The 20,294-nt window shown below is 36.6% G+C and carries 28 protein-coding genes; 4 read left to right on the top strand and 24 right to left on the bottom strand.

The features are described from left to right. Positions 1–142 precede the first annotated feature (142 nt). Positions 143–451, top strand: coding sequence for a hypothetical protein (locus ABGX27_04630; GenBank protein MEO2068779.1), 309 nt, complete (start codon positions 143–145; stop codon positions 449–451). Here the strand turns inward: ABGX27_04630 and ABGX27_04625 are convergent. Genes ABGX27_04625 through mnmA form a run of 8 tightly spaced genes read right to left on the bottom strand, consistent with a single transcriptional unit; the run spans position 448 to position 7,251 of the window. Beyond that, complete coding sequence (locus ABGX27_04625) at positions 448–873, bottom strand: F0F1 ATP synthase subunit epsilon (protein MEO2068778.1); 426 nt, start codon at positions 871–873, stop codon at positions 448–450. The two genes, ABGX27_04630 and ABGX27_04625, sit on opposite strands and share 4 nt — an antisense overlap. A 10-nt stretch (positions 874–883) precedes the next feature. Further along, entirely contained in the window at positions 884–2,326 is a 1,443-nt protein-coding gene (atpD, locus tag ABGX27_04620; GenBank protein MEO2068777.1) for a F0F1 ATP synthase subunit beta, read from the bottom strand. Between the two features lie 14 nt (positions 2,327–2,340). Then, complete coding sequence (atpG, locus tag ABGX27_04615) at positions 2,341–3,198, bottom strand: ATP synthase F1 subunit gamma (protein MEO2068776.1); 858 nt, start codon at positions 3,196–3,198, stop codon at positions 2,341–2,343. A 15-nt stretch (positions 3,199–3,213) separates the two neighbouring features. Next, on the bottom strand, positions 3,214–4,722 hold the full coding sequence (atpA, locus tag ABGX27_04610; protein ID MEO2068775.1) for a F0F1 ATP synthase subunit alpha: 1,509 nt from the start codon (positions 4,720–4,722) through the stop codon (positions 3,214–3,216). 26 nt (positions 4,723–4,748) lie between these two features. Beyond that, positions 4,749–5,282 carry an ATP synthase F1 subunit delta gene (atpH, locus tag ABGX27_04605; protein ID MEO2068774.1) on the bottom strand — a complete coding sequence of 178 codons (534 nt, stop codon included), beginning with the start codon at positions 5,280–5,282 and terminating at the stop codon, positions 4,749–4,751. An 11-nt stretch (positions 5,283–5,293) separates the two neighbouring features. Next, positions 5,294–5,767, bottom strand: coding sequence for an ATP synthase F0 subunit B (locus ABGX27_04600; protein MEO2068773.1), 474 nt, complete (start codon positions 5,765–5,767; stop codon positions 5,294–5,296). A gap of 9 nt (positions 5,768–5,776) precedes the next feature. Further along, positions 5,777–6,217, bottom strand: coding sequence for an ATP synthase F0 subunit B (locus tag ABGX27_04595; protein MEO2068772.1), 441 nt, complete (start codon positions 6,215–6,217; stop codon positions 5,777–5,779). Beyond that, the gene (gene mnmA, locus ABGX27_04590; protein ID MEO2068771.1) at positions 6,199–7,251 is read right to left on the bottom strand and encodes a tRNA 2-thiouridine(34) synthase MnmA; all 1,053 of its coding nucleotides are present in this window, start codon (positions 7,249–7,251) and stop codon (positions 6,199–6,201) included. Before mnmA ends, ABGX27_04595 begins: the two co-directional genes overlap by 19 nt. 249 nt (positions 7,252–7,500) lie before the next feature. Between mnmA and ABGX27_04585 the strand changes: the two genes are divergently transcribed. From ABGX27_04585 to ABGX27_04575, 3 genes are read left to right on the top strand one after another with little or no spacing between them, the layout of a single operon-like run. Next, a complete protein-coding gene (locus ABGX27_04585; protein ID MEO2068770.1) occupies positions 7,501–8,529 on the top strand; it encodes a PilZ domain-containing protein in 1,029 nt (342 codons plus the stop codon). Positions 8,530–8,531: 2 nt separating this feature from the next. Continuing rightward, positions 8,532–8,948, top strand: a complete 417-nt coding sequence (locus ABGX27_04580) for a hypothetical protein (protein MEO2068769.1) — start codon at positions 8,532–8,534, stop codon at positions 8,946–8,948. Next, positions 8,908–9,411: a hypothetical protein gene (locus ABGX27_04575; GenBank protein ID MEO2068768.1), complete on the top strand. Its 504-nt coding sequence runs from the start codon at positions 8,908–8,910 to the stop codon at positions 9,409–9,411. The genes ABGX27_04580 and ABGX27_04575 overlap by 41 nt, the downstream gene beginning before the upstream one ends. Here the strand turns inward: ABGX27_04575 and flhB are convergent. The 16 genes from flhB to ABGX27_04495 form a co-directional block, all read right to left on the bottom strand. Further along, positions 9,376–10,419 (bottom strand): flagellar biosynthesis protein FlhB, encoded by a 1,044-nt coding sequence (gene flhB, locus ABGX27_04570; protein ID MEO2068767.1) that lies wholly within the window; start codon positions 10,417–10,419, stop codon positions 9,376–9,378. The two genes, ABGX27_04575 and flhB, sit on opposite strands and share 36 nt — an antisense overlap. Then, the gene (fliR, locus tag ABGX27_04565; GenBank protein MEO2068766.1) at positions 10,420–11,202 is read right to left on the bottom strand and encodes a flagellar biosynthetic protein FliR; all 783 of its coding nucleotides are present in this window, start codon (positions 11,200–11,202) and stop codon (positions 10,420–10,422) included. Continuing rightward, entirely contained in the window at positions 11,199–11,468 is a 270-nt protein-coding gene (gene fliQ, locus ABGX27_04560; protein ID MEO2068765.1) for a flagellar biosynthesis protein FliQ, read from the bottom strand. The genes fliR and fliQ overlap by 4 nt, the downstream gene beginning before the upstream one ends. After that, positions 11,465–12,184: a flagellar type III secretion system pore protein FliP gene (gene fliP, locus ABGX27_04555; protein ID MEO2068764.1), complete on the bottom strand. Its 720-nt coding sequence runs from the start codon at positions 12,182–12,184 to the stop codon at positions 11,465–11,467. Before fliP ends, fliQ begins: the two co-directional genes overlap by 4 nt. Further along, the gene (locus tag ABGX27_04550) at positions 12,169–12,411 is read right to left on the bottom strand and encodes a flagellar biosynthetic protein FliO (GenBank protein MEO2068763.1); all 243 of its coding nucleotides are present in this window, start codon (positions 12,409–12,411) and stop codon (positions 12,169–12,171) included. The genes fliP and ABGX27_04550 overlap by 16 nt, the downstream gene beginning before the upstream one ends. Then, complete coding sequence (locus ABGX27_04545) at positions 12,404–12,646, bottom strand: FliM/FliN family flagellar motor switch protein (GenBank protein ID MEO2068762.1); 243 nt, start codon at positions 12,644–12,646, stop codon at positions 12,404–12,406. The genes ABGX27_04550 and ABGX27_04545 overlap by 8 nt, the downstream gene beginning before the upstream one ends. A 3-nt stretch (positions 12,647–12,649) precedes the next feature. Beyond that, positions 12,650–13,159 (bottom strand): flagellar basal body-associated FliL family protein, encoded by a 510-nt coding sequence (locus ABGX27_04540; GenBank protein ID MEO2068761.1) that lies wholly within the window; start codon positions 13,157–13,159, stop codon positions 12,650–12,652. 5 nt (positions 13,160–13,164) lie between these two features. Next, positions 13,165–14,733: a flagellar hook protein FlgE gene (locus tag ABGX27_04535; GenBank protein ID MEO2068760.1), complete on the bottom strand. Its 1,569-nt coding sequence runs from the start codon at positions 14,731–14,733 to the stop codon at positions 13,165–13,167. A gap of 2 nt (positions 14,734–14,735) precedes the next feature. Then, positions 14,736–15,398: a flagellar hook capping FlgD N-terminal domain-containing protein gene (locus ABGX27_04530; protein MEO2068759.1), complete on the bottom strand. Its 663-nt coding sequence runs from the start codon at positions 15,396–15,398 to the stop codon at positions 14,736–14,738. Beyond that, complete coding sequence (locus ABGX27_04525) at positions 15,373–16,704, bottom strand: FliI/YscN family ATPase (GenBank protein MEO2068758.1); 1,332 nt, start codon at positions 16,702–16,704, stop codon at positions 15,373–15,375. The genes ABGX27_04530 and ABGX27_04525 overlap by 26 nt, the downstream gene beginning before the upstream one ends. Continuing rightward, positions 16,670–17,329, bottom strand: coding sequence for a hypothetical protein (locus tag ABGX27_04520; protein MEO2068757.1), 660 nt, complete (start codon positions 17,327–17,329; stop codon positions 16,670–16,672). The genes ABGX27_04525 and ABGX27_04520 overlap by 35 nt, the downstream gene beginning before the upstream one ends. Beyond that, complete coding sequence (gene fliF / locus ABGX27_04515; GenBank protein MEO2068756.1) at positions 17,326–18,927, bottom strand: flagellar basal-body MS-ring/collar protein FliF; 1,602 nt, start codon at positions 18,925–18,927, stop codon at positions 17,326–17,328. The genes ABGX27_04520 and fliF overlap by 4 nt, the downstream gene beginning before the upstream one ends. Positions 18,928–18,944: 17 nt before the next feature. Next, positions 18,945–19,232 (bottom strand): flagellar hook-basal body complex protein FliE, encoded by a 288-nt coding sequence (gene fliE, locus ABGX27_04510; GenBank protein MEO2068755.1) that lies wholly within the window; start codon positions 19,230–19,232, stop codon positions 18,945–18,947. 23 nt (positions 19,233–19,255) lie between these two features. Beyond that, positions 19,256–19,663 (bottom strand): flagellar basal body rod protein FlgC, encoded by a 408-nt coding sequence (gene flgC, locus ABGX27_04505; protein ID MEO2068754.1) that lies wholly within the window; start codon positions 19,661–19,663, stop codon positions 19,256–19,258. A 3-nt stretch (positions 19,664–19,666) separates the two neighbouring features. Beyond that, a complete protein-coding gene (gene flgB, locus ABGX27_04500; GenBank protein ID MEO2068753.1) occupies positions 19,667–20,041 on the bottom strand; it encodes a flagellar basal body rod protein FlgB in 375 nt (124 codons plus the stop codon). Further along, positions 20,034–20,294 (bottom strand): hypothetical protein (locus ABGX27_04495; protein MEO2068752.1); only part of this gene is annotated, 261 nt, incomplete at its 5' end. The genes flgB and ABGX27_04495, both read right to left, overlap by 8 nt.

The raw sequence follows: 20,294 nt of genomic DNA, 5'->3' as shown, positions 1-20,294 counted from the left end.
CAGTATTCCTCCAATAATTTGGCGTTTTTGGGAAAACGCCGAAAATGTAGCGGGTGAACGGAAATTTACTAAAGTAAAAGGAAATTGTCAAGAAAGTGAACTATAAATTGTTAAAATGAAAATAAGCTTTTAAGGAGGAAAAATGAAAAGATTTTTGGCTGTCTTTATTCTAATATTCTTAAGCTTTACGCATTTTTCTTTTTCAAAAGACAAACCTACAGAAGCTTGGATCGATAAAAATGGTAAAGAAGTTGAAGTTATAAAAATAAGAATGGAATCAGGAAAAATAATCGAAGTTCGTCCAAAGTTAACAAAAGAACAAATCCCTAAACTTGATAATGGACTCTCTGAAAGAACTACAAAAACACTATATGTAGTTGTTGGAACTTTACTGGTTGGAATGATAGTAGGAATAGTAGGTCTAAGAGCAATGAAAAAAAGAGGCCCTTAGCGGGACCTCTCTAATAGATTTTCAAGTTTAGCTACTACAGTTTCCAGTTTTCCGCGGATACTTTCTCCTTCAGGAGATAAAGATTCAAGCTTTTCTTTGATAGCAGAAATTTCCTTTTCTATCCTTTCAACATCAAGTTTATTGGGATCAAAAAAGTCCTCAACTCCTATTCTTACAATTTCAGGTTCTATTTGAACAAAACCTTTGAAAAGAACTTTTTCTTCTTCTTTTCCTTCAACATCCTTAAACTTTAAAACGCCAGCGCTTACAGAATAGAATTCAGGTTGGTGACCTGGCAGAACGCCAAGGTCACCGTCATCGGTTTCTATGTAAATTTCCTTTACTTTCGCTTCAATATGCTTCCCAGTAGAGGAAGCTAAGAGTAAATCCATCTCTGCTGGAATTCCTCTAACAGTAGCCATTATTCACCCCTTACTTAGCACCAGCTTCTTTTAGAAGCTTCTCTCCTTTCTCTATTGCCTCTTGGATGTTTCCAACCATGTAGAATGCGTTTTCTGGGAGGTGGTCAAGTTCACCGTTAATGATCATTTCAAATCCTTCAATTGTTTCCTCAATGGTTACGTACCTACCAGGCATTCCTGTGAATACTTCAGCAACGTGGAATGGCTGTGTGAGGAAGAGCTGAATTCTTCTTGCTCTATGAACAACGAGTTTATCCTCTTCAGAAAGCTCTTCCATACCAAGGATAGCAATGATTTCAAGGAGTTCCTTGTATCTTTGGAGGTATCTTTGAACTTCTCTTGCAACCCTGTAGTGTCTTTCTCCTACGATTTGTGGATCAAGCATTCTTGATGTTGACTCAAGAGGATCAACTGCTGGGTAAATACCTTGCTCAGCAAGAGATCTTGAAAGAACGGTTGTAGCGTCAAGGTGAGCAAAGAGTGTAAATGGAGCTGGGTCTGTAAAGTCGTCAGCAGGAACGTAAATAGCTTGAACAGAAGTAATAGAACCCTTCTTTGTAGAAGTAATTCTTTCTTGAAGAGCTCCTACTTCTGTGGCAAGTGTTGGCTGGTATCCAACCTCAGAAGGAATTCTTCCAAGTAGAGCTGAAACTTCAGAACCAGCCTGAATAAATCTAAACATGTTATCTACGAAGAATAGAACGTCTCTTCCTTCTACATCTCTAAAGTATTCAGCCATAGTAACACCGGTCATCGCAACACGCCACCTGTTTCCTGGTGGCTCGTTCACCTGACCGTAAACAAGAACTGTATTTTGAAGAACACCAGATTCTTTCATTTCAAGCCAAAGGTCTGTACCTTCCCTTGTTCTTTCACCAACTCCAGCAAATACGGAGAAACCTCCGTGCTTCATTGCAACGTTGTGAATAAGCTCCATAAGAAGAACTGTCTTTCCAACTCCAGCACCACCGAATAGTCCTGTCTTTCCACCCTTGGCGTATGGCTCAAGAAGGTCAATTACTTTAATACCTGTTTCAAAAATTTCTGCAGTAGATTTTTGCTCTGTAAGTGGTGGAGTTGGTCTGTGAATTGGCCAGTATTCTTCAGCCTCAACAGGACCTTGGTCATCGATTGGTTCACCAACTACGTTAAAGATTCTTCCTCTTGTAGCATGTCCTACTGGAACTTTGAGGTAATCTCCAGTATCGATAACTTCCATTCCTCTCTTAAGACCTTCAGTAGCACCGAAAGCTACACATCTTACTCTGTTTTCGCCAAGTTGCTGGTGAACTTCAAGCATAAGATCGCCAGTCTTAACCTTCCCATCCCAAGTAATCTGCTTAACGTTAGGAACTCTTAAAGCGTGATATATTTTTGGAAGATGCCCATCTGGAAACTCAACATCTATAACAGGTCCAACAATCTGAACGATTCTACCTTTATGTTCTGCCATATCTATCCTCCCAATTATTTCATTGCTTCAATAGCAGTTGTAATTTCTATAAGCTCTTTTGTAATAGCGGCTTGTCTTGCTTTGTTAAAGGAAATTGTGAGCTTCTTAATGAGGTCTTCCGTGTTCTTTGTAGCATTATCCATAGCAGTCATACGTGCTGCATGTTCAGAAGTTTCAGACTCTTTAAGAGCTTTAAGAACAATTGCAGATACGTAAGCTTTTACTGCTTCCTCAACTACACTTTCATCAGGACCAACTGTATACTCGGCAACAGGTTCATTTTCAGCATCTATAGAAAGAGGCAAAATCTTTTCAAAAGTTACTTCCTGAGTAAGAGCGTTAACAAACTTGTTGTAAACAAGGTAAACTTCATCAAAGTATTCAGATATATAACCTAAGTAAAGATCTTCACTAATTTCGTTTGCAAGAGGTAGACCAATCCTTCTAAAAATGTCTTTTATTTCTTTACGAACTTTCAGCTTAGAGTATTTAGTGAAAAATTGACAAGCTTTGTTTCCAACAGCAGTAAGACTTACCTCTATTCCTTGCTCCATTTTTTCGCGGGCAAACTTATTAACAGCCCTGATTATATTGGCATTAAAAGCACCGCAAAGTCCTTTATCGGAGCTAATAACAACAAGTTCTATTCTCTTTACAGGTCTTACAGCGAAGATGGAATGAATAGCAGAGTTCTCTCTTAAGTAAAGGCCTTCAACCATTCCTTTCATTACATCAGCGTAAGGGCGGATGTTAAAAAGATCTACTTGAGCTTTACGAAGTTTAGCGGCGGATACCGCCTTCATGGCGGCGGTAATCCGCTTTGTACCTTTTAAGCTCTTTATCTTAGCTTTTATTTCTCTCATTCCAGGCATTTTTTACCTCACTAATTAGGCAGTAAATGTAGCCTTAAACTCCTTAATAGCAGAGTGGAGTTTGTTTGTAAGCTCGTCGTCAAGCTGCTTCTTCTCAAGGATTTCGTTTAGAATGTTTGAGTACTTAGCATCCATGAAAGAGTAAAGTTCCTTTTCAAACTTTGTAACAGCCTCAACAGGAATATCATCAAGGTATCCATTGATTGCAGCAAAGAATGCAACAATTTGCTTTTCAACAGGAACTGGACTGTTTGGTGGTTGCTTTAGAAGTTCCATAAGTCTCTTACCACGTTCAAGTTGAGCCCTTGTAGCAGGGTCTAAGTCAGAAGCAAACTGTGAGAAGGCCTCAAGTTCTCTGTAACGAGCAAGCTCAAGTCTTAGTTTTCCTGCTACCTGCTTCATAGCCTTAATCTGGGCTGCACCACCGACCCTTGAAACGGAAAGACCTACGTTAATAGCTGGTCTTTGACCTTTGTAGAATAGGTCTGTTTCAAGGAAGATCTGTCCGTCAGTAATAGAAATAACGTTTGTTGGAATGTAAGCAGAGATGTCCCCAGCTTTTGTTTCAATAATTGGAAGAGCTGTTAGAGAACCAGCACCGAGTTCGTCGTTAAGCTTAGCAGCTCTTTCAAGAAGTCTAGAGTGTAGGTAGAACACGTCTCCAGGATAAGCTTCTCTTCCTGGTGGACGTCTTAAGAGAAGTGACATTTCTCTGTAAGCTACAGCGTGCTTAGAAAGGTCGTCGTAGATAATAAGAGCAGCCCTTCCTGTATCTCTAAAGTATTCGGCCACAGTAACTGCAGAATATGGAGCAAGATACTGGAGAGCTGCTGGGTCAGAAGCTGTAGCAGCTATTACAATTGTATAGTCCATAGCTCCATGTTCTTTTAGGAGCTGAATTGTTTGAGCAACTGTGGAACGCTTTTGTCCAATAGCACAGTAGATACAGATAACTCCTTCTCTTTTTTGGTTGAGGATAGTATCTATAGCAATTGTTGTTTTTCCTGTCTGTCTATCACCAATGATAAGCTCTCTCTGTCCTCTTCCGATTGGAATAAGAGCGTCAATAGCTTTAATACCCGTTTGAAGTGGTTCGTGAACAGGTTTTCTTGTAACAATACCAGGAGCGATACGTTCAACAGCTCTTCTTTCTACGTATTCAATATCCCCTTTACCATCAATAGGCTTTCCAAGAGGATCAAGAACTCTTCCAATTAGACCATCACCTACAGGCATATCCAAGATTCTACCTGTCCTCTTTGCTTTTCCACCTTCTACAATTCCTTTACCTTTTCCAAGGAGAACTACACCAACGTTGTCTTCTTCGAGGTTGAAAGCAACTCCTTCTGTACCATCTTCAAACTCTACTACTTCTCCATATTCTACGTTCTCTAAACCATAAACTCTTGCTACACCATCGCCTACTTTGATTACGATACCTGTCTCATCAAGATTAACGGATGCTTCAAACTCCTCAATCTGTTTTCTTATTAGTTCGGAAATTTCTTCTGCTCTTACTTGCATCCCTTCACCTCGCTAATTTTTTTATGTTAATCTACTATTGCCTTCTTTAAGTTCTCAAGTTGAGTTCTAACTGATGCATCAAGAACCTTATCTCCTACCTTTATGATAAAGCCACCTATTATGGAGGGATCAAGTTTTGTAGTTATCTCCGCTTTCTTTCCAAAGAGGTTCTCTATCTTCTCCTTTATTTTAGATAAAGTCTCTTCGTCAATTTCTACTGCACTAACAATTTCAGCCTTAATCACCCCAAGACGTAAGTTTACAAACTTCTCAAACTCAGACACAAACTCTTTAATAATTCCGAGCCTATCTTTTTCTGCCATAAGCACAAGAACTCTTTTTAGTTCTTCAGAAGCTTCTATCTTTTGGAGTACTTGTTCAATAAGCCCTTTCTTCTTTTCCAAAGGAACTACAGGACTTTTAAAGTACCTAACTGCTTTCTCATCAATAACTGAATCAAGCACTTTAACTTCGCTTAAGATCTTCTCCAGTTTCTCGTCTGAAAGAACATCCACTAGAGCTTTAGCGTATCTTCTTGCTACTCTTACTTCCAGTCTCAACTTGATCCCTCCTAAAGCTTTTGAAGGCTAGATTCAATAAGTTTCTTATTTGTTTCAGGATCTATAGTTCCCTTTAGCTTTTGTTCTGCCAATTCTATAGCCTTCATAGCCGCAAACTTTTTAAGCTCTTCCTTAGCCTTAAATACTTCCCTTTCAATTTCTTCATCAGCCATTTTTATAATTCTCTCAGCAGTAGCTTTCGCTTCAGCTATTATTTGTTGCTTTTCTTTTTCAGCAAGTTCTTGGGAGTATTTAATTATCTTCTCTGCTTCCACTTTGGCTTCTTGAGATTTTTTCTCAGCTTCCTTCAAAAGCTTTAATGCTTCTTCTTTTTCTTGTTTAACTCTCTCAAACTTACTAGCTATAGAATTGATACCATCGTAAATGAACTTTGATACAGGTTTTCTAAGAATGTAGTAGAGAATAGCCACTAGAATTACTGTATTTACCGTTTTCCAAAGTAGAAGGTTCTGTGCCTGCTCCATTTTACCCCCTTAAGCAGCCTTTTTACCAAGAATTTTCCTTACAACTTCATCTGCTATCTTTTCAGCTTCAGCCTCGATTTTAGCCTTCTCGCTTTCAAAGCCTTGCCAAATTTCTTTCTTTGCTTCCTCTACTTTTGCAGTAGCTTCTTCTTGAGCAGCCTTGAGAATTCTATCTCTCTCAGCTTTAGCCTCTTTTACAGCTTCGTCAATAATCTTTTTAGCTTTTGCCTTTGCACCATTCAAGAGTTCATCAACTTCTTTCAAGAGTTCTTCAGCCTTTTTCCTTAAAGCCTCTACTTCAGAGTGATGAGACCCAAGCTCCTTTTCCCTTTCTTCCATAAGATTTAGAAGAGGCTGAAAGAGAAATTTGTTAATAAGAACCATAAATACGAGGAAGTTTACTGCTTGAACTGCTAAAGTCCAGTCAATAGCTACGATACTTCCTGCCATCTTCCTTCTCCTTCCTTAGTTATTTCACCTCCTCCCAGGAGGAGTTCATTGCTATAAAAGGCGCATATCTGCCCCGGTGTAGGGGCGTCAACTGTCGCCGCTAATTTTACACAATAAATTCCATTTTTTAAATAGTTTATGTCCACAACTTCTACAGGTTTTGAACGATACCTAATTTGTGCCTGAATAGTATCAAACTTTTTAATTTCTTCAAAGTCTAGATGCCAGTTAATATCTTTAACAAAAACAACTCTTTTCTGTATTTCTTTCTTTTCTCCAACTACGACTTGATTCCTTTCAGCATCTATGGAAACAACATAAAGAGGTTTACCGTAAGAAATTCCAAGTCCTTTTCTTTGTCCGATAGTATACCTATAGTACCCTTTATGTCTTCCAACAGGTGTTCCGTCAGAAAGAACAAAGAGTCCAGCTTGAGGCTCAATGTACCTTTCCAAAAAGTCAACGTAGTGACCTTCTATAAAGCAGATGTCTTGACTCTCGCTTTTAAATGGATAACCTAAAGTCCTTGCCCTCTCTATAACTTCTTTTTTCGAAAAATCACCAAGGGGAAGTATCAATCTCTGGATAACTACATCCTCGGCTAAAGAAAGAAAGTAAGACTGTTCCTTCTTCTTATCTTCCCCCCTGAAGATGAGTTTTTTGTTCCACTCCTTAGAAAACTTTACCTTTGCATAATGTCCAGTAGCTATATAATCTGCATTTAACTCAAGGGCTAAGTTATAAAGGTACTTGAGTTTAATGTTTCTATTACACACTGCACAGGGGTTAGGAGTTAGTCCCCTCTTATAGTATTCTATAAAGTAATCAATAACCTGTTTTTTAAATTCATCACTAATATCTATAACTGTAAGCTTTAATCCTAAAATGGACGCTACTTTTTCTGCTTTTTCAACTGAAGACTTCTTAAACATTCTAAAGTGAATAGGAAATACAGTAAATCCCTGTTCTTTTAGAAGGTAAGCTGAATAAAAGCTATCCACTCCTCCACTAAAACCCAGAATAATTTTTGCCACTTTAGAACCCCTTCCAAAGTTTTAGATTGTGGAATATAACCGATAAAAGACAAAAAAAGAAGGGCACCCTGAGGCGCCCCTTTACTCTAGTGGGGAGGAGGGAGGGGGATAGGGGGTGTCTATTAATAATAATAATTCTCATTAAGAATTTGTCAAGTATGGATGGTTAGTATTTTATGGAATTCATTTTCGCCCATAGTTTCAGTCTGATATAATTTTAAAGAGAACTTATTATTTAGTGAGCATAGTATGGACAGAATTAACTTCTTCAAACTTCCTACGGCGGATAGCTCTACGGTATTTTTGTTTCTATTTATCACCATAGCTTTCATAATATTTTTAACGTTTGCAGGAAGAATAAAAGAATACTTAAAGGAGAAACAATTAAGAGAATCCTTTTTTAAAGAGGCAAAAGAGAGAGGTCTTACTAGGGAAGAAGCCCAAATCTTATGGTTCTATTCTAAAAAGCTTGGTAGGGACCCTTTTCTTGCATTGGAGTTTAAGGCACCTTTTGAAAAAGTTATCAACTTATACCTTAAGCTCAATCCAAACGCAAAAGAAGAAATGATCCAAGATATGAGAATGAAACTTGGATTTGACCACGTTCCTTACTTCGTTCCCCTAACAAGCACAAAAGACATAGATCTCTTTCAGCCCGCAAAATTACAGGTAGGAGATGATCTAAAAGTAGATGTTGTCCTCTTTGACAAAGATGAAAGATATATGTACTGGGCACTGATAAAAGGAAGCTTACCAGATAGCATAGTTAACCAAAAAGTAAATATCTCATTCATAAGAAAAGGAGATGGTATATATAAACTAGAGGGAACTGTGGTAAAAACTTTTACTGATAATGGAAGGCTCATCCTTCAAATCCCTCACACGTTTGAACTTTCAAGGTATCAAAGACGCGAGTATGCAAGAGTTGAAGTCGAATTACCGTGTGATATAGGTATCCTAGATAAAAAGGAAAACAAGATAAAATGGTTAAAAGGAAAAATCGTAGATATAAGTGCAGGAGGAGTAAAGATCTGCATACCTCTTTCTGAACTAAAAGAAGAACTTGTGCCTATGACAGAGATCAACTTACGCTTTTCTTTAGAGGATAAAAGCTTCAACTTAAAATCAATTATAGTTAACGTACAACCTCATCGAAAATCAAACTGTTACGGAGTTAAGTTTGAGAAGATAAATCCTGACGAGCAAAAATTCATTCACAACTTCGTCAAAAAGGAACAACAAAGACTTGCACAGTTAGCAATGAAAAACAGGAGTTAAAAGTGAAGTTTTTAAAGCTTATCATAAGATTAAAAAATAAAAGTTTAGAATTGGAAAAAAGGAAACTCCTACTTTTAGAAAAGAAATACTCCGAATTGAATGAAAAGCTTCTAAAAGAAGAGGAAGCATTAAAGAATTCTAAAGAGTTTACCCCTAGTGATGCTTTTTCTTTAGCTCTTTTGCAAGAACTCCAACATAAGAAGCTTAAAGAAATAGAAAAGCTTAGGAAATATTTAGATATACTATCCAAAGTTTTAGAAAAGCAAAAAGAAAGAGTTGCTATATTAAACAGTGAGATAAAGCTTTTAGAGAAAAAGATCAAAAGAATAGAAATAGAAAACACCAAAAGAGAGGACCTGCTACTTGAGAGGTTTATAAATGAGGTTAGGAGCCATTCTGACAGTATTTACAGTACTTAGTATTAGCATAGGATTTATAACTCTTAGCGTTAAAGGACAGGAAATAGAGAGAAAAGAAGCAAAAAAAGAAATAGCAAGGCTTGAAAAGTTAAAAAAAGAAGTAGAGAAACTTCTTGAGGAAAAAAAAGCTATTTTGAAAAAAATAGAAGAAGAAAGAGAAAATTTAAAAAAAGAGAGGGAGGAGTTTGAGAAAAGAATTAAAGAGATCGAAAAAGAAAGATATAAAAAACTTGCAAAAGTGTTTGAAAAAATGGATCCAGAACTTGCTGGACAAAAAATATCTGCTTTTTCTGATCCTAAAAAAGCAGCCTACATCCTTTATAACATGAAACCGAGAGCTGCTGGCGAGGTTTTAAACTACGTTGACCCACCAATGGTTGATAAAATTGTCAAAATATTAACCGAGATAAGGAAACAGGCTAAAAAATCACAAGAACTTTCTTCTCCGATAAATAGCAGCTAAGATTTTGGCAATTGCCTTGTAGAACTTTTCAGGAATGTAATCTCCAATCTCGCAAGACTCATAAAGAGCTCTCGCAAGTTCCGGATTCTCCTCTATTGGAACTCCATGTTCCATAGCTATTTCTTTAATCTTCAAAGCTACATTATCAACTCCTTTAGCTATTATCTTAGGAGCATGCATTTTTCCCCTCTCATACTTTAAGGCAACAGCGTAGTGGGTAGGGTTTGTAATAACAACGTCGGCTTTTGGAACTTCTGCCATCATTCTCTTCATAGCAATTTCCCTTTGCCTTCTTCTTATAGCCGACTTTATAAGAGGATGACCTTCATACTGCTTTCTTTCTTCTTTTACTTCCTCTTTTGACATCTTCAGGTTTTCCTCATATTCCCATCTTCTAAAAAGGAAGTCAGCAATAGCTATTGGAATTGAAAGAAGACCAAAAACAAAGAAAAGTATCAATATGTACTTAAAAATTAGAGAAACTTGACTATCTAAGGAGACAAAACTTAAAGAAAAAAGTTGCGAAAATATGTACTTACCAACAAAATAACCAATAATTAAAGCTATTAACAGTTTAAGGGTATTTCTTAAAGTTTCAAAAAGAGTTTTTATCGAGATTAGCCTCTCTAAACCTTTTACAGGGTTTATATGATCAAGTTTGGGCATCAGAGGTTTAAGAGTAAATAGAAATCCAAACTGAATTACATTCGAGAATATTCCCATAACAAATAAAACTAAAAAGAAAGGGAAAACCGTTAATAAGAACACTTTTGCAGAAATTAACGAGTTATTTAGTATGTTTAACTCAGACGAAGTTCTGAAGTTAAAAATAAAAAATTTTAAAAGTTTAGAGTAGACAAAGGGAATGTAAAAATAAAAAAGAATTACTGTAATTAAAAGTGTAAAAGCTATTGGAACATCTTGACTTTTTAGAACCTGTCCTTCTTCTCTTGCTTTCTGGCGCCGCCGTGGGGTCGCTTTCTCGGTCTTTGAAGGATCTTTTGCCATTTACATTCCTAAAATTTTCATTAGTTTAATTATATCTTTGGAAAGGGTCTCAGTTAAGAACCTAAAGAAGTAAATAATAGCTGCAAATCCCGAAGCAAGAAAGAAAAGTCCAACAAAAATTTGCAAAGGTAAACCTACAATAAAAACGTTTATTTGAGGAATGAGCCTATTAACTAACGCCAAAATTAAATTTGTTATAAACAGGGCAACCACAAAAGGAAAAGCTAGTTTAAAACCAAGAAAGAAAATAAGTTTAGATTCCTCAAGAATGAAGCTAAATAATGGTTCACTAAGATGAAAGTTTCCAATAGGAATAAGTCGAAAACTTTCCACTAATGCAGCTATAAAGATTTTATAAGCGTCAGAAACAAAAAATACCAAGTAGAAAATGTAAACAAAGAACCTACTTAATACTGACATAGAACCAAAAGTAGGATCAAATATGTTAACTATTGTTAATCCCATCGAATAACCCACAAGTTCTCCAGCAAATACAACAATAGCAGTAAATATGGATACCACAAGAGATAAGGAAACACCTACCAAAACTTCTTTTAAGACCAACAAGAAGAATTCTACAAGAGAAAATGTTTCTAAATTTATAGCTTCTTTAGGTTCAACTATCTGAAAGACAAAAAAAGAAAAAGCAAGCACAAGGAAAATCCTTACATTGAAGGGAATAAAATTTGCCACAATGAAAAGGAAAGCCATTAGGAAGGAGGCGACTCTAAGAAGAACCAATATGTAAGCATAAAAGTCATTAACGTCAAAAATTTGTGTCATCTTATAACGTTCATTAGGAATTCAAAGTTTTCTCTTGTGTAATCAATAAGTTTTATGAGCATCCAACCGCCAAAGAAAAACATTGCAAGGAGTGCTGCCACTATTTTAGGTATAAAGGTAAGAGTCATTTCGTGTATTTGGGTTGCCGCCTGGAAAATACTGATGATAATACCGACAAGAAAGGTAATAAGTAAAACAGGAGTTCCCACAAGGAGAGCAACTTCCAGCATCTTTTGTCCAAGAGTGATTACTTGATCTACTGTCATCTGTAACTCAATATTATGGATTTTATTAAGAGTTCCCAACCATTTGAGAGAACAAATAGAATAAGCTTAAAAGGTAAAGATAACATCATAGGCGGAATCATCATCATACCCATAGACATTAGAATACTTGCCACCAGAAGATCTATCACTATAAAAGGTAAAAAAATGACAAAAACCACTTCCATTGCAGTTCTTATCTCACTAACCATAAACGCTGGAATTAGGGTAATCATAGAAACTTCCATAGGATCTCTCGGCTTTTCGTTCCTTATATCAAGGAAAAGTTTTAAGTCTTCTTTTCTTGTATTGCGAAGCATGAATTCTTTTAAGGGAGCTCCTGCCCTTCTTATGGCTTCAACATCTGTAATTTCCCCGTTAAGGTAAGGTTTTAAAGCAACATCATCTATTTTTTTGAAAGTAGGAGCCATAGTAAAGAGCGTAAGAAACAAAGATAAAGCAATGATTACTTGATTTGGAGGTGTCTGGGGCGTTCCAAGAGCATGCCTTAACAAAGATAAGATTATTACTATACGGGTAAAAGAGGTAATTGTTATTAGAAGAGCTGGTGCTAAGCTGAGGAAAGTAATAAGAAAAAGAATTTTTAGAGTTATATCTAGTTCTCCTAAACGAGAAAGAAAATCGTTGACCGTTTCTCCATAAGAAGGAATTACAAGCCAAAAATTTATAAAAAAAGCAAGAATTATTCTTCTTCCCATTCCTTTAGCACATACATCCTTTGTTTATCGTATCCTATTAAAAGCTTTTTCTCATAAACAGCTATCAGTATAAGCCCTTTATCTCTGTCTATTGGTCTAAAATCTTCTAACTTTATTAAGGAACCTTTTCTAAGATTCGGATTTATAAAGTTATACTTGTTAACAAGGTAGTAAATAACAAGAAGCAGAAAAATAATAAAAAAAGAAGAGAAGAGGAACTCAAACAAGGTCAACTAACCTCAAGCTATACTTTTCGTTAACTATTATGAGTTCCCCTATTCCAAACTTCCTTCCATTTAAGTAAACATCAAGGTAATCATCTACTTTTCTATCAAACTCTATAATGTCTCCTTCTCTAAGTCTCATAACCTTACTTAACGACATAGTCTTTGTTCCTATGGAAAGAGAAATCCTTAAGTTCACGTCTTTAAACCTTTCAAACTTACCCTTTTTCTTTTCCATCGGTTAACCCGTTTGTACTATGAACTCGGTAAAGTAAACGTTCTTTACACCACCTAAAGGCAGGATAGCATTAACCCTTTTAGCTATTTCTTCTTTTAAAAACTCTATACCTTCAGGAGTTTTTATCTCTGAAGAACGCTTAGTCAACAATAAGGTCGTAATAGCATCTTTTATTTCAGGAAGCCTTTTTTGAGCTTCTGCTTGAACTTTCTGATCCTTAAGTTCAAGAACAACAGAAACTTTTAAATACCTCTCAATGTCATTATCAGCCAAGTTTACAACAAAAGTCCCCAAGTCAAACATTACTCCTACGTTCTCAGTAGCCTTTATCTCCTCAATAATTTTCTGAGCTTGCTTTTCTTGAGACTGTTCTTCTTTCTTCTTGTCAAGGACAAGAAACTTATAAGCAATTCCTCCTCCTATACCGAGAACGAGGAGCAAAGCCAAAAGTATAAACAGTTTCTTTTTACCACCACCTTGTTGTTCTTGTTCCTGCTTTTCTTCTTCAGCCATCCTCATTACCTCTTAATGTTCATAGTCTCTTGTAAGATCTGATCATCAGTAGTAATAACTCTCGCATTTGCTTGGTAAGAACGCTGAGCGGTTATCAGGTTAATAAACTCGTTAGCAATATCCACATTCGACATCTCAAGCATACCACTTCTTACTTTAGATATAACTCCCCCAGGCATGATTATAGGAGTAAACGTCTGAACATTTGGCATGTAAAGCCAACTACCTTTTCTTACAAGCATTTCTTTGTCTTTGAAAGTTGCGATCGCAATTCTTGCAATATCTTTAACAGATCCATTACTATAGGTTGCTTTTATTGTCCCATCCTCACTAACAGCAATAGAAAGCAGATCTCCTTTGCCGTTTCCATCCTGTTGAGCATAAAAGATGAAGTCAGACGCTAACTGCTTGAGATCATTAAAGTTAATAGCTATTGAGAAGTTAGAATCTGCGCCTGTGTTAGGATCGTAACCTGAAATATTTACTTTCTCTATGTCAAGAGTTACTGCTGAAGTAAGCGTAGTAGGGTTATTTAAATAATCAACTGTTATTTTTGTTGCGGAGGCATAGTCTCCCGTTAACTGTATTTCTCCAGTAGTGTAATTTATAGTTCCTACAATATTTCCATTTGCGTCTACCAAGTTTCCTATTCCGTCACCATTTCCGTCCCCTACATCGTATATATCAACTTGAACGCTATCTACATACTTTATGTGAACACTTCCAATAACGGGAGATGAAGTCAAAGTAAAGGAACCGCTCGTTCCAGTCGGAGTTTCTGAAGTAAGTGATACTTGAGTATCGGCTTCCGCAGCTGTTACACTACCTGTTGCATCAAATTTAAGAATGACATATTCGTAATAGTTCGTTCCATCTGTTACAGGTGTTAACGTTCCGTCTATTAACGTATAAACCTTCCACGTACCAGAGTCCACCTTCTGGAAGTAGTATGAGATTTCATGCGGATTACCCAACGAATCGTATATGGTTTGTGAATTTACATAGTTGAACGTAGTAGAATCTGCAGGATCAAAGTTGGCTGTAATCACTTCCGCCCTAGAATCAAGATTTGAAGGTTCTTTAAAGAGAATCTGGGTCGTTACTTTAGGATTCATACCCATTGGAACATTTATATTACTTATAGCTCCTGCCATATTCCCATTATCATCAAGCATCCACCCTTGAACTTTCATTCCAAGCATATTTATAAGATCTCCATTAGCATCTAGCCTAAACTCTCCATTTCTTGTATAATACACAACCCCTGCTTCATCCTTTACCATAAAGAAACCTTCACCATCTAGAGCCAAGTCAAGGGGATTATTTGTATTCATAAAAGTACCTTGGCTAAAGTCTTTAACTGTAGAACCTACAAAGGTGCCTCCTCCTACTTCTTGGTTAACGGGGGCACCGTTTTTAAAAGTTGTTAAACTCTTAGCAAGTAAATCTTCAAAAACGGCCCTTTCTGCCTTAAAACCTATTGTATTAACGTTGGCTATGTTATCCGAAATTACAGATAGCCAAGTTTTATCTGCGTTTAGTCCTGTAAAAGCTGTGTAGAAAGACTGCAGCATCTCTATCCTCCTATTCCAATAATTTTACTAAGCGGTATAGAAGAAACATCAGTTACTACATATACTTCTCCTGTCTCATCTTTTCTAACTTGCGTAACGTAAGCTAAACTTTTTACATTAGCTTCAACTGGAACACCACCATTGGTTGCTTCTACCATAACGGTATAGTAGCCATCAGGAAGGTCAGGATTATCTATTTCTACCGGATATTCCTCTCCTCCATTTAGATTATAGAAAACGTTCTCTTCAACAATATTACCACTTTGATCAAAAACGGTAACTTTTACAGTATCTGCAGGAGCCGAAAGGGTAAAAGAAGCATATCCTTTTCCGTTCTGAACGTAAGTCTGGTTTCCTTCATACTCAACAAGCTTTCCTATAAAGGAGGATGCGAAGAATAGAGATTGAGATTCCAAAGAGGAAACAAACTTATCGATACTACTTTCAAATGTATTCAGAACTTCCATTTCTCTTAACTTTACTGTATTGTTGATAAGGTCACTAATATCGTTTGCATTAAGAGGATCTTGCCATTGAAGGTCTGTCAAGAGGATCTTTAAGAAATCTTCTTGGGACATCTGGGCGTTATCATAATTGGCACTCACAATTTTTGGTTCTTGATCACCAGAATATATAAAATCAGTTGTTATCCCATCTATAGCCATATCTATCTCCCTCCTTCCTAATATATTCTACTAAATCGGAAAGCTGCAACAAGCTTTCTTGAAAAGTAACTCTCTTTTCAACCTCTTGTTTTATAAATTCCTCAATTTTTGAGTGAACACTAATAGCAAGGTCTATCTTGGGAGATGTCCCTTTCTTATACAGCCCAAGATTTATAACATCGCTATTTTCACGATAGGTACTTTCTATTTCAAAGACTATGGATTGTTCCTTTATAACTTCTTCGCTTACAAGTTGAGGAACAAGCCTACTTATACTTTTAACAATGTCGATTGCTGGGAAAAGTCTTCTGTTGGCAAGTTCTCTTGACAAAACTATGTGTCCATCAAGAAAACCAACTGCAGCGTCAGCAACGGGATCAAGTGAGATATCATCTCCTTCAACAAGAACGGTATATATTCCTGTAATACTCCCTGCTCCAACAAAGTTTCCAGCCCGTTCTATGAGTTTAGCCATAGTGGAAAACACAGAAGGTGTATAACCTTTAGAGGTAGGAGGTTCTCCAACAGCTAAACCTATCTCTCTTTGCGCCATTGCAAGTCTTGTTAGCGAATCTATAAGCAATAAAACATCTTTTCCCTTCCAAGCAAAATACTCTGCAATTGCACAGGCGGTAAAAGCAGCCCTTATCTTGGCAAGTGGTGGATGGTCTGAAGTAGCAACCACAACCACTGACTTTCTCAACCCATCTTCCCCAAGATTATCCTCTATAAACTCTCTTACTTCCCTCCCTCTTTCTCCTATAAGAGCAACTACGTTGACATCTGCAGTCGTATAACGGGAAACCATCCCCATAAGGGTACTCTTTCCTACTCCAGCTCCTGCAAATATCCCTATCTTTTGTCCTTTTCCAACAGTTAAAAGAGCATTTATAGCCCTGATACCAAGGTCTAAAGGTTCTTTTATTCTCTCCCGTTTCATCGGATTTATAGGCTCTGCTTTAAGAGGAACAAACTCCGTTGGAAAGAAAGATTCTTTATTCATAGGATTTCCGAAAGGGTCTAAAACAAGTCCTAAAAGATCCTCAGAAACTCCAACCTTTAAACCTGAAATTTTTGCCTCTATACTGGTTCCTAAACTAATACCGGTAGTGTCACTATAAGCCATTAAAAGCACTTTACCATCTTTAAATCCTACAACTTCAGCTTCAATATCACCATTTACAGTACAGAAATCTCCTATGTGAACGTGGGGAAGTTTAGCTTCAACGACAGGACCTTTAACACCAATAACCTTACCGTAAACTTTATACCTAGGAAGACTTTTTAATCTCTCTTTCAAGTTCATCCTTCAACAAGTTAAGTTTTTCTTTTAACTTCGCTTCTATTGAAAAGTCTTTAAACAAAATCCTAAAATCGTTATCTGCTAGATCTCCCGCTACTTTTACTTCACCATCTATAAAATCTTTGAGTCCCTTTCCAACTTCTATTTCTATCAATTTTTCGTCCTGAAATTCCTTTAAAAGATCTTTTATTACATTTGCAACATAGGGAGCGTTCTTTGGATCTATATATAGAAACTTGAGTATTTCTTCAATGGAAGAGAGAAGTAAGGTTTCTATTTTCTTTAGAACTTCCTGTGATTTCTCATTTACAGCCTTTTCCAGGTTCCCTAAACCCAACTTCAAGCTCTGGAGCCTTTGAGAAAAGTCTTTCTGAAGATCCTCTACCTTTTTCTTATATTCTTTCTCCGCTTCGTTTTTCCCTTCTTCATAACCGGCTTTAAACCCTTCTTCAAAGAAGATCTTCTTAGTCTCTTTCAGTTTTAGTTCCCACTCTCTTTGAAGTTCTAAAAACTTCATTTGATATATCTTTTCAATCTCTTCTGGAGTTAACTTTTTCTCTTTATCTTTCTCCTCCTTTTCTTTCTTTGATTCCAAAATAGAAGAAAAATCCTCCAGGTCTATCATCATTTAGCACGCACCTCTTCTTTCATCCATTTACTTATCACATTGGTAATGAGCTCAGGATAGTCTTTAGCAATTTCCACAATCTTTATATAAGTAGGATCGGACTCTATATCTATTTCATCAAGTTCTTTTCTATGTTCAGCCCTTGCCTTCATTTCAGCTGCAAGAGCACCTGTTAACTCTCCTTGTTCAATGGATCCAACTTCAGCCTCTTCTTTTCTACCTTTAAGAAGCTTAAGAGCTACCAATCCGAAAACGGCTGCAGCACCTAATCCAGCAGCTAATAGGTAATACCATGGAAATTGTGTCTCCTCTCTACCTTTACCCACTAACTCTCTTGCCTCAAAAGGAACGCTAGCTACAGTGACAGTGTCTCCTCTTTTTGGATCAAAGCCAATAACACTTTTTACTATGTTTTCATAGGTTTTTATTTCTTCCTGAGACCTTGGTACGAACTTTATAATTTCATTTCCATCTTTATCTTTTTCTTTCTGATACTTTCCATCAACAAGAACTCCAACACTTATTCTCTTTATTCTGAAAATTGGAGAAACAACAGTTTGAAGAGTTTTAGAAACATTATAGTTAGTAGTTACGTCTTTTTTTTCTTTCTTCATTACCTCTTTACCGTTTCCTCCAATGTCAAGTACAGGAGGAACGTTAGTTGTCGTTCCTGGAGCTCCTTGAGGCTTTTCAACGGTTCCAATTTCTTTTTCTTGAACTTTTCTCTGACTAACAACTGCCGTCATATCTGGATCATAAAGTTCTTGCCTCTTCTCAATCCTTCCAGTTTCTATTTCCACTGTTGCCCTAACCACAACCTTACCACTTCCTAAAACTTGAGAAAGCATTGATTGGACTTTTCTTTCTATCTCTCTTTCAAGTTTCCTTTTTACTTCAAGCTCCTTAGAAGTTCCTAAGTCATCTTCCTCATCCAAAATGTCTGTCAGAACTCTACCCCTATTATCAACAACCGTTACATTCTCCGGTTTCAACCCTGGAACTGCATGAGAGACTAAGAATACAATAGCTTTAACCTGTTCCTTAGTTAAATCCTTTCCAGGCCACAGATCCACAAGAACAGAAGCTTTAGGCTCTTCAGATTCTCTAACAAAAAGAGAATCCTTAGGTAATGCAATGTTTACCTTTACATCTTTCACTGCCCCAATTCTTTTTATTGTTCGCTGAAGTTCTCCTTCTAAAGCTCTTAAAAATTCAACGTTTTCCTGAAATTGAGTTATTCCCAATTTTGGATCATCAAAAATTTCAAATCCTACAATCTTTCCATGAGGAAGACCTTTTGCTGCAAGCTTTAACCTTACATCGTAGACCTTATCTTCTGGAACAAGAATAATACTTCCTCCACCTTCTACTTTGTAAGGAATTTTTTCCTCTTGAAGGACGGATAGAATAGCTCCAGCATCATCAGGACTCAGTTGAGTATAGAGAACTGCATAGTTTTTATTCGATAGACTTTTAGATGCTACAAAAAAAAGGAAAGAAACAAGTGTAAGTGCTGATAAAACCAAAACTATTGTCTTTGGATTTAAATTTTCCTTAAAGAACTCCCTTAATTTTGTTTGTATTTCTTTCGCGTCCACCTATTTTAACTCCTTTTTTAGACTTGCATTCTCATTATTTCTTGATAGCTTTCGATAGCTTTATTTCTTATTTCTACAAGAAGCCTTAAGGAAAGATCCGCTTTTTCTATTTTATACATTGTTTCTTCCAAGTTACTTACATTTCCATCGATTAAAGCTTCTTCTGCTTTCTTAGCATTTTTAAGGTCAGAGTTAACGTCCTCTATAAAGCGCTGTAAAATTTCGCCAAAACCACTTTTTGATTCTTTTTTCTCTTCTTTTACATTAAGGATCGGAGAGTAAAGTGTGGAGAACTTTACTTTCATGGTTTACCTCTCTTATCTTAACCTTAAGCCTTTAAAATATCCATAGCTGAAAGGAGCATTCCTTTGTGAGTGTTAAACGCAGTAAGGTTTGCCTCATATGTTCTCATAGCTGAGATCATATCTACCATTTCCTTTAATGGGTCTACGTTTGGTAATCGAACATATCCCTTTTCATCTGCTAAAGGATTGGTCGGATCAAACTTAAGCTTAAATGGGGAAGGATCTTCAACTATCTTTTTAACTCTTACTTTATAGCTTTCTGTCTTACCAGCTTCTTCAAGAACTGCTTCAAATATAGGTATCTTACGTCTATAAGGTTGCCCATTTTCATCTACAGAGTTAGCATTAGCAAGGTTGCTGGAATGAACATCTATACGAACCCTCTGAGCCTCCATACCTGTAAGGGAGATCTCTAAACCTTTAAATATCATCTATTACCTCCCCTGAATGCTCAACTTAAGTTTCCCTATCTCCTTTTTTAGAACTTCGTTTAGAGACTTAAACATAATCGCACTTTCAGCAAGCTTAGCAAGCTCTTCATTCACATTTACTCTGTTCATATCATAACCAGTAATGTTATTAAGTTCTACAAGTTTAAACTTTTTTCCAGATATAGTTGGATCGATATGTTTAGGATCCGTTCTTTTTAGTTTTAGAGCTTTTTCAAGCTCTTTCTCAAAAACTAGATCTTTTGGTTTATAAAAAGGTGTATCCGCATTAGCAATATTTCCTTGAATAACTTTAGATCTTTCAAGATAGTATGAAGCAGTTTCCGCAATTGGATTAAGGTGCTTAAATAGATCACTCACCTTTCAGTTCCTCCTCCAAAATAGCATTTTCGTAAACTGTCTTTGCTACTAAGCTAAGGTTATCCTTACACCCCCTGATAGCTGAAACTATATCTTTTACATCTTTCATTTTACCAATTCTAACCCCTGATATAACAGCAATACTTCCAAGTCGACAGTCAGAAACTGTATCTCCTAGCAAACTCCTACTAATTTCATAAGCTTCTGAATAACCATTCGCTAGCATTAACTTCTCTAAAAGAACGTTCAAAGC

The sequence above is a fragment of the Desulfurobacteriaceae bacterium genome (assembly GCA_039832905.1).
Classification (GTDB): domain Bacteria; phylum Aquificota; class Aquificia; order Desulfurobacteriales; family Desulfurobacteriaceae; genus Desulfurobacterium.
Note: the sequence above shows the minus strand (reverse complement) of the source record. Positions and strands in the feature narration are given on the sequence as shown.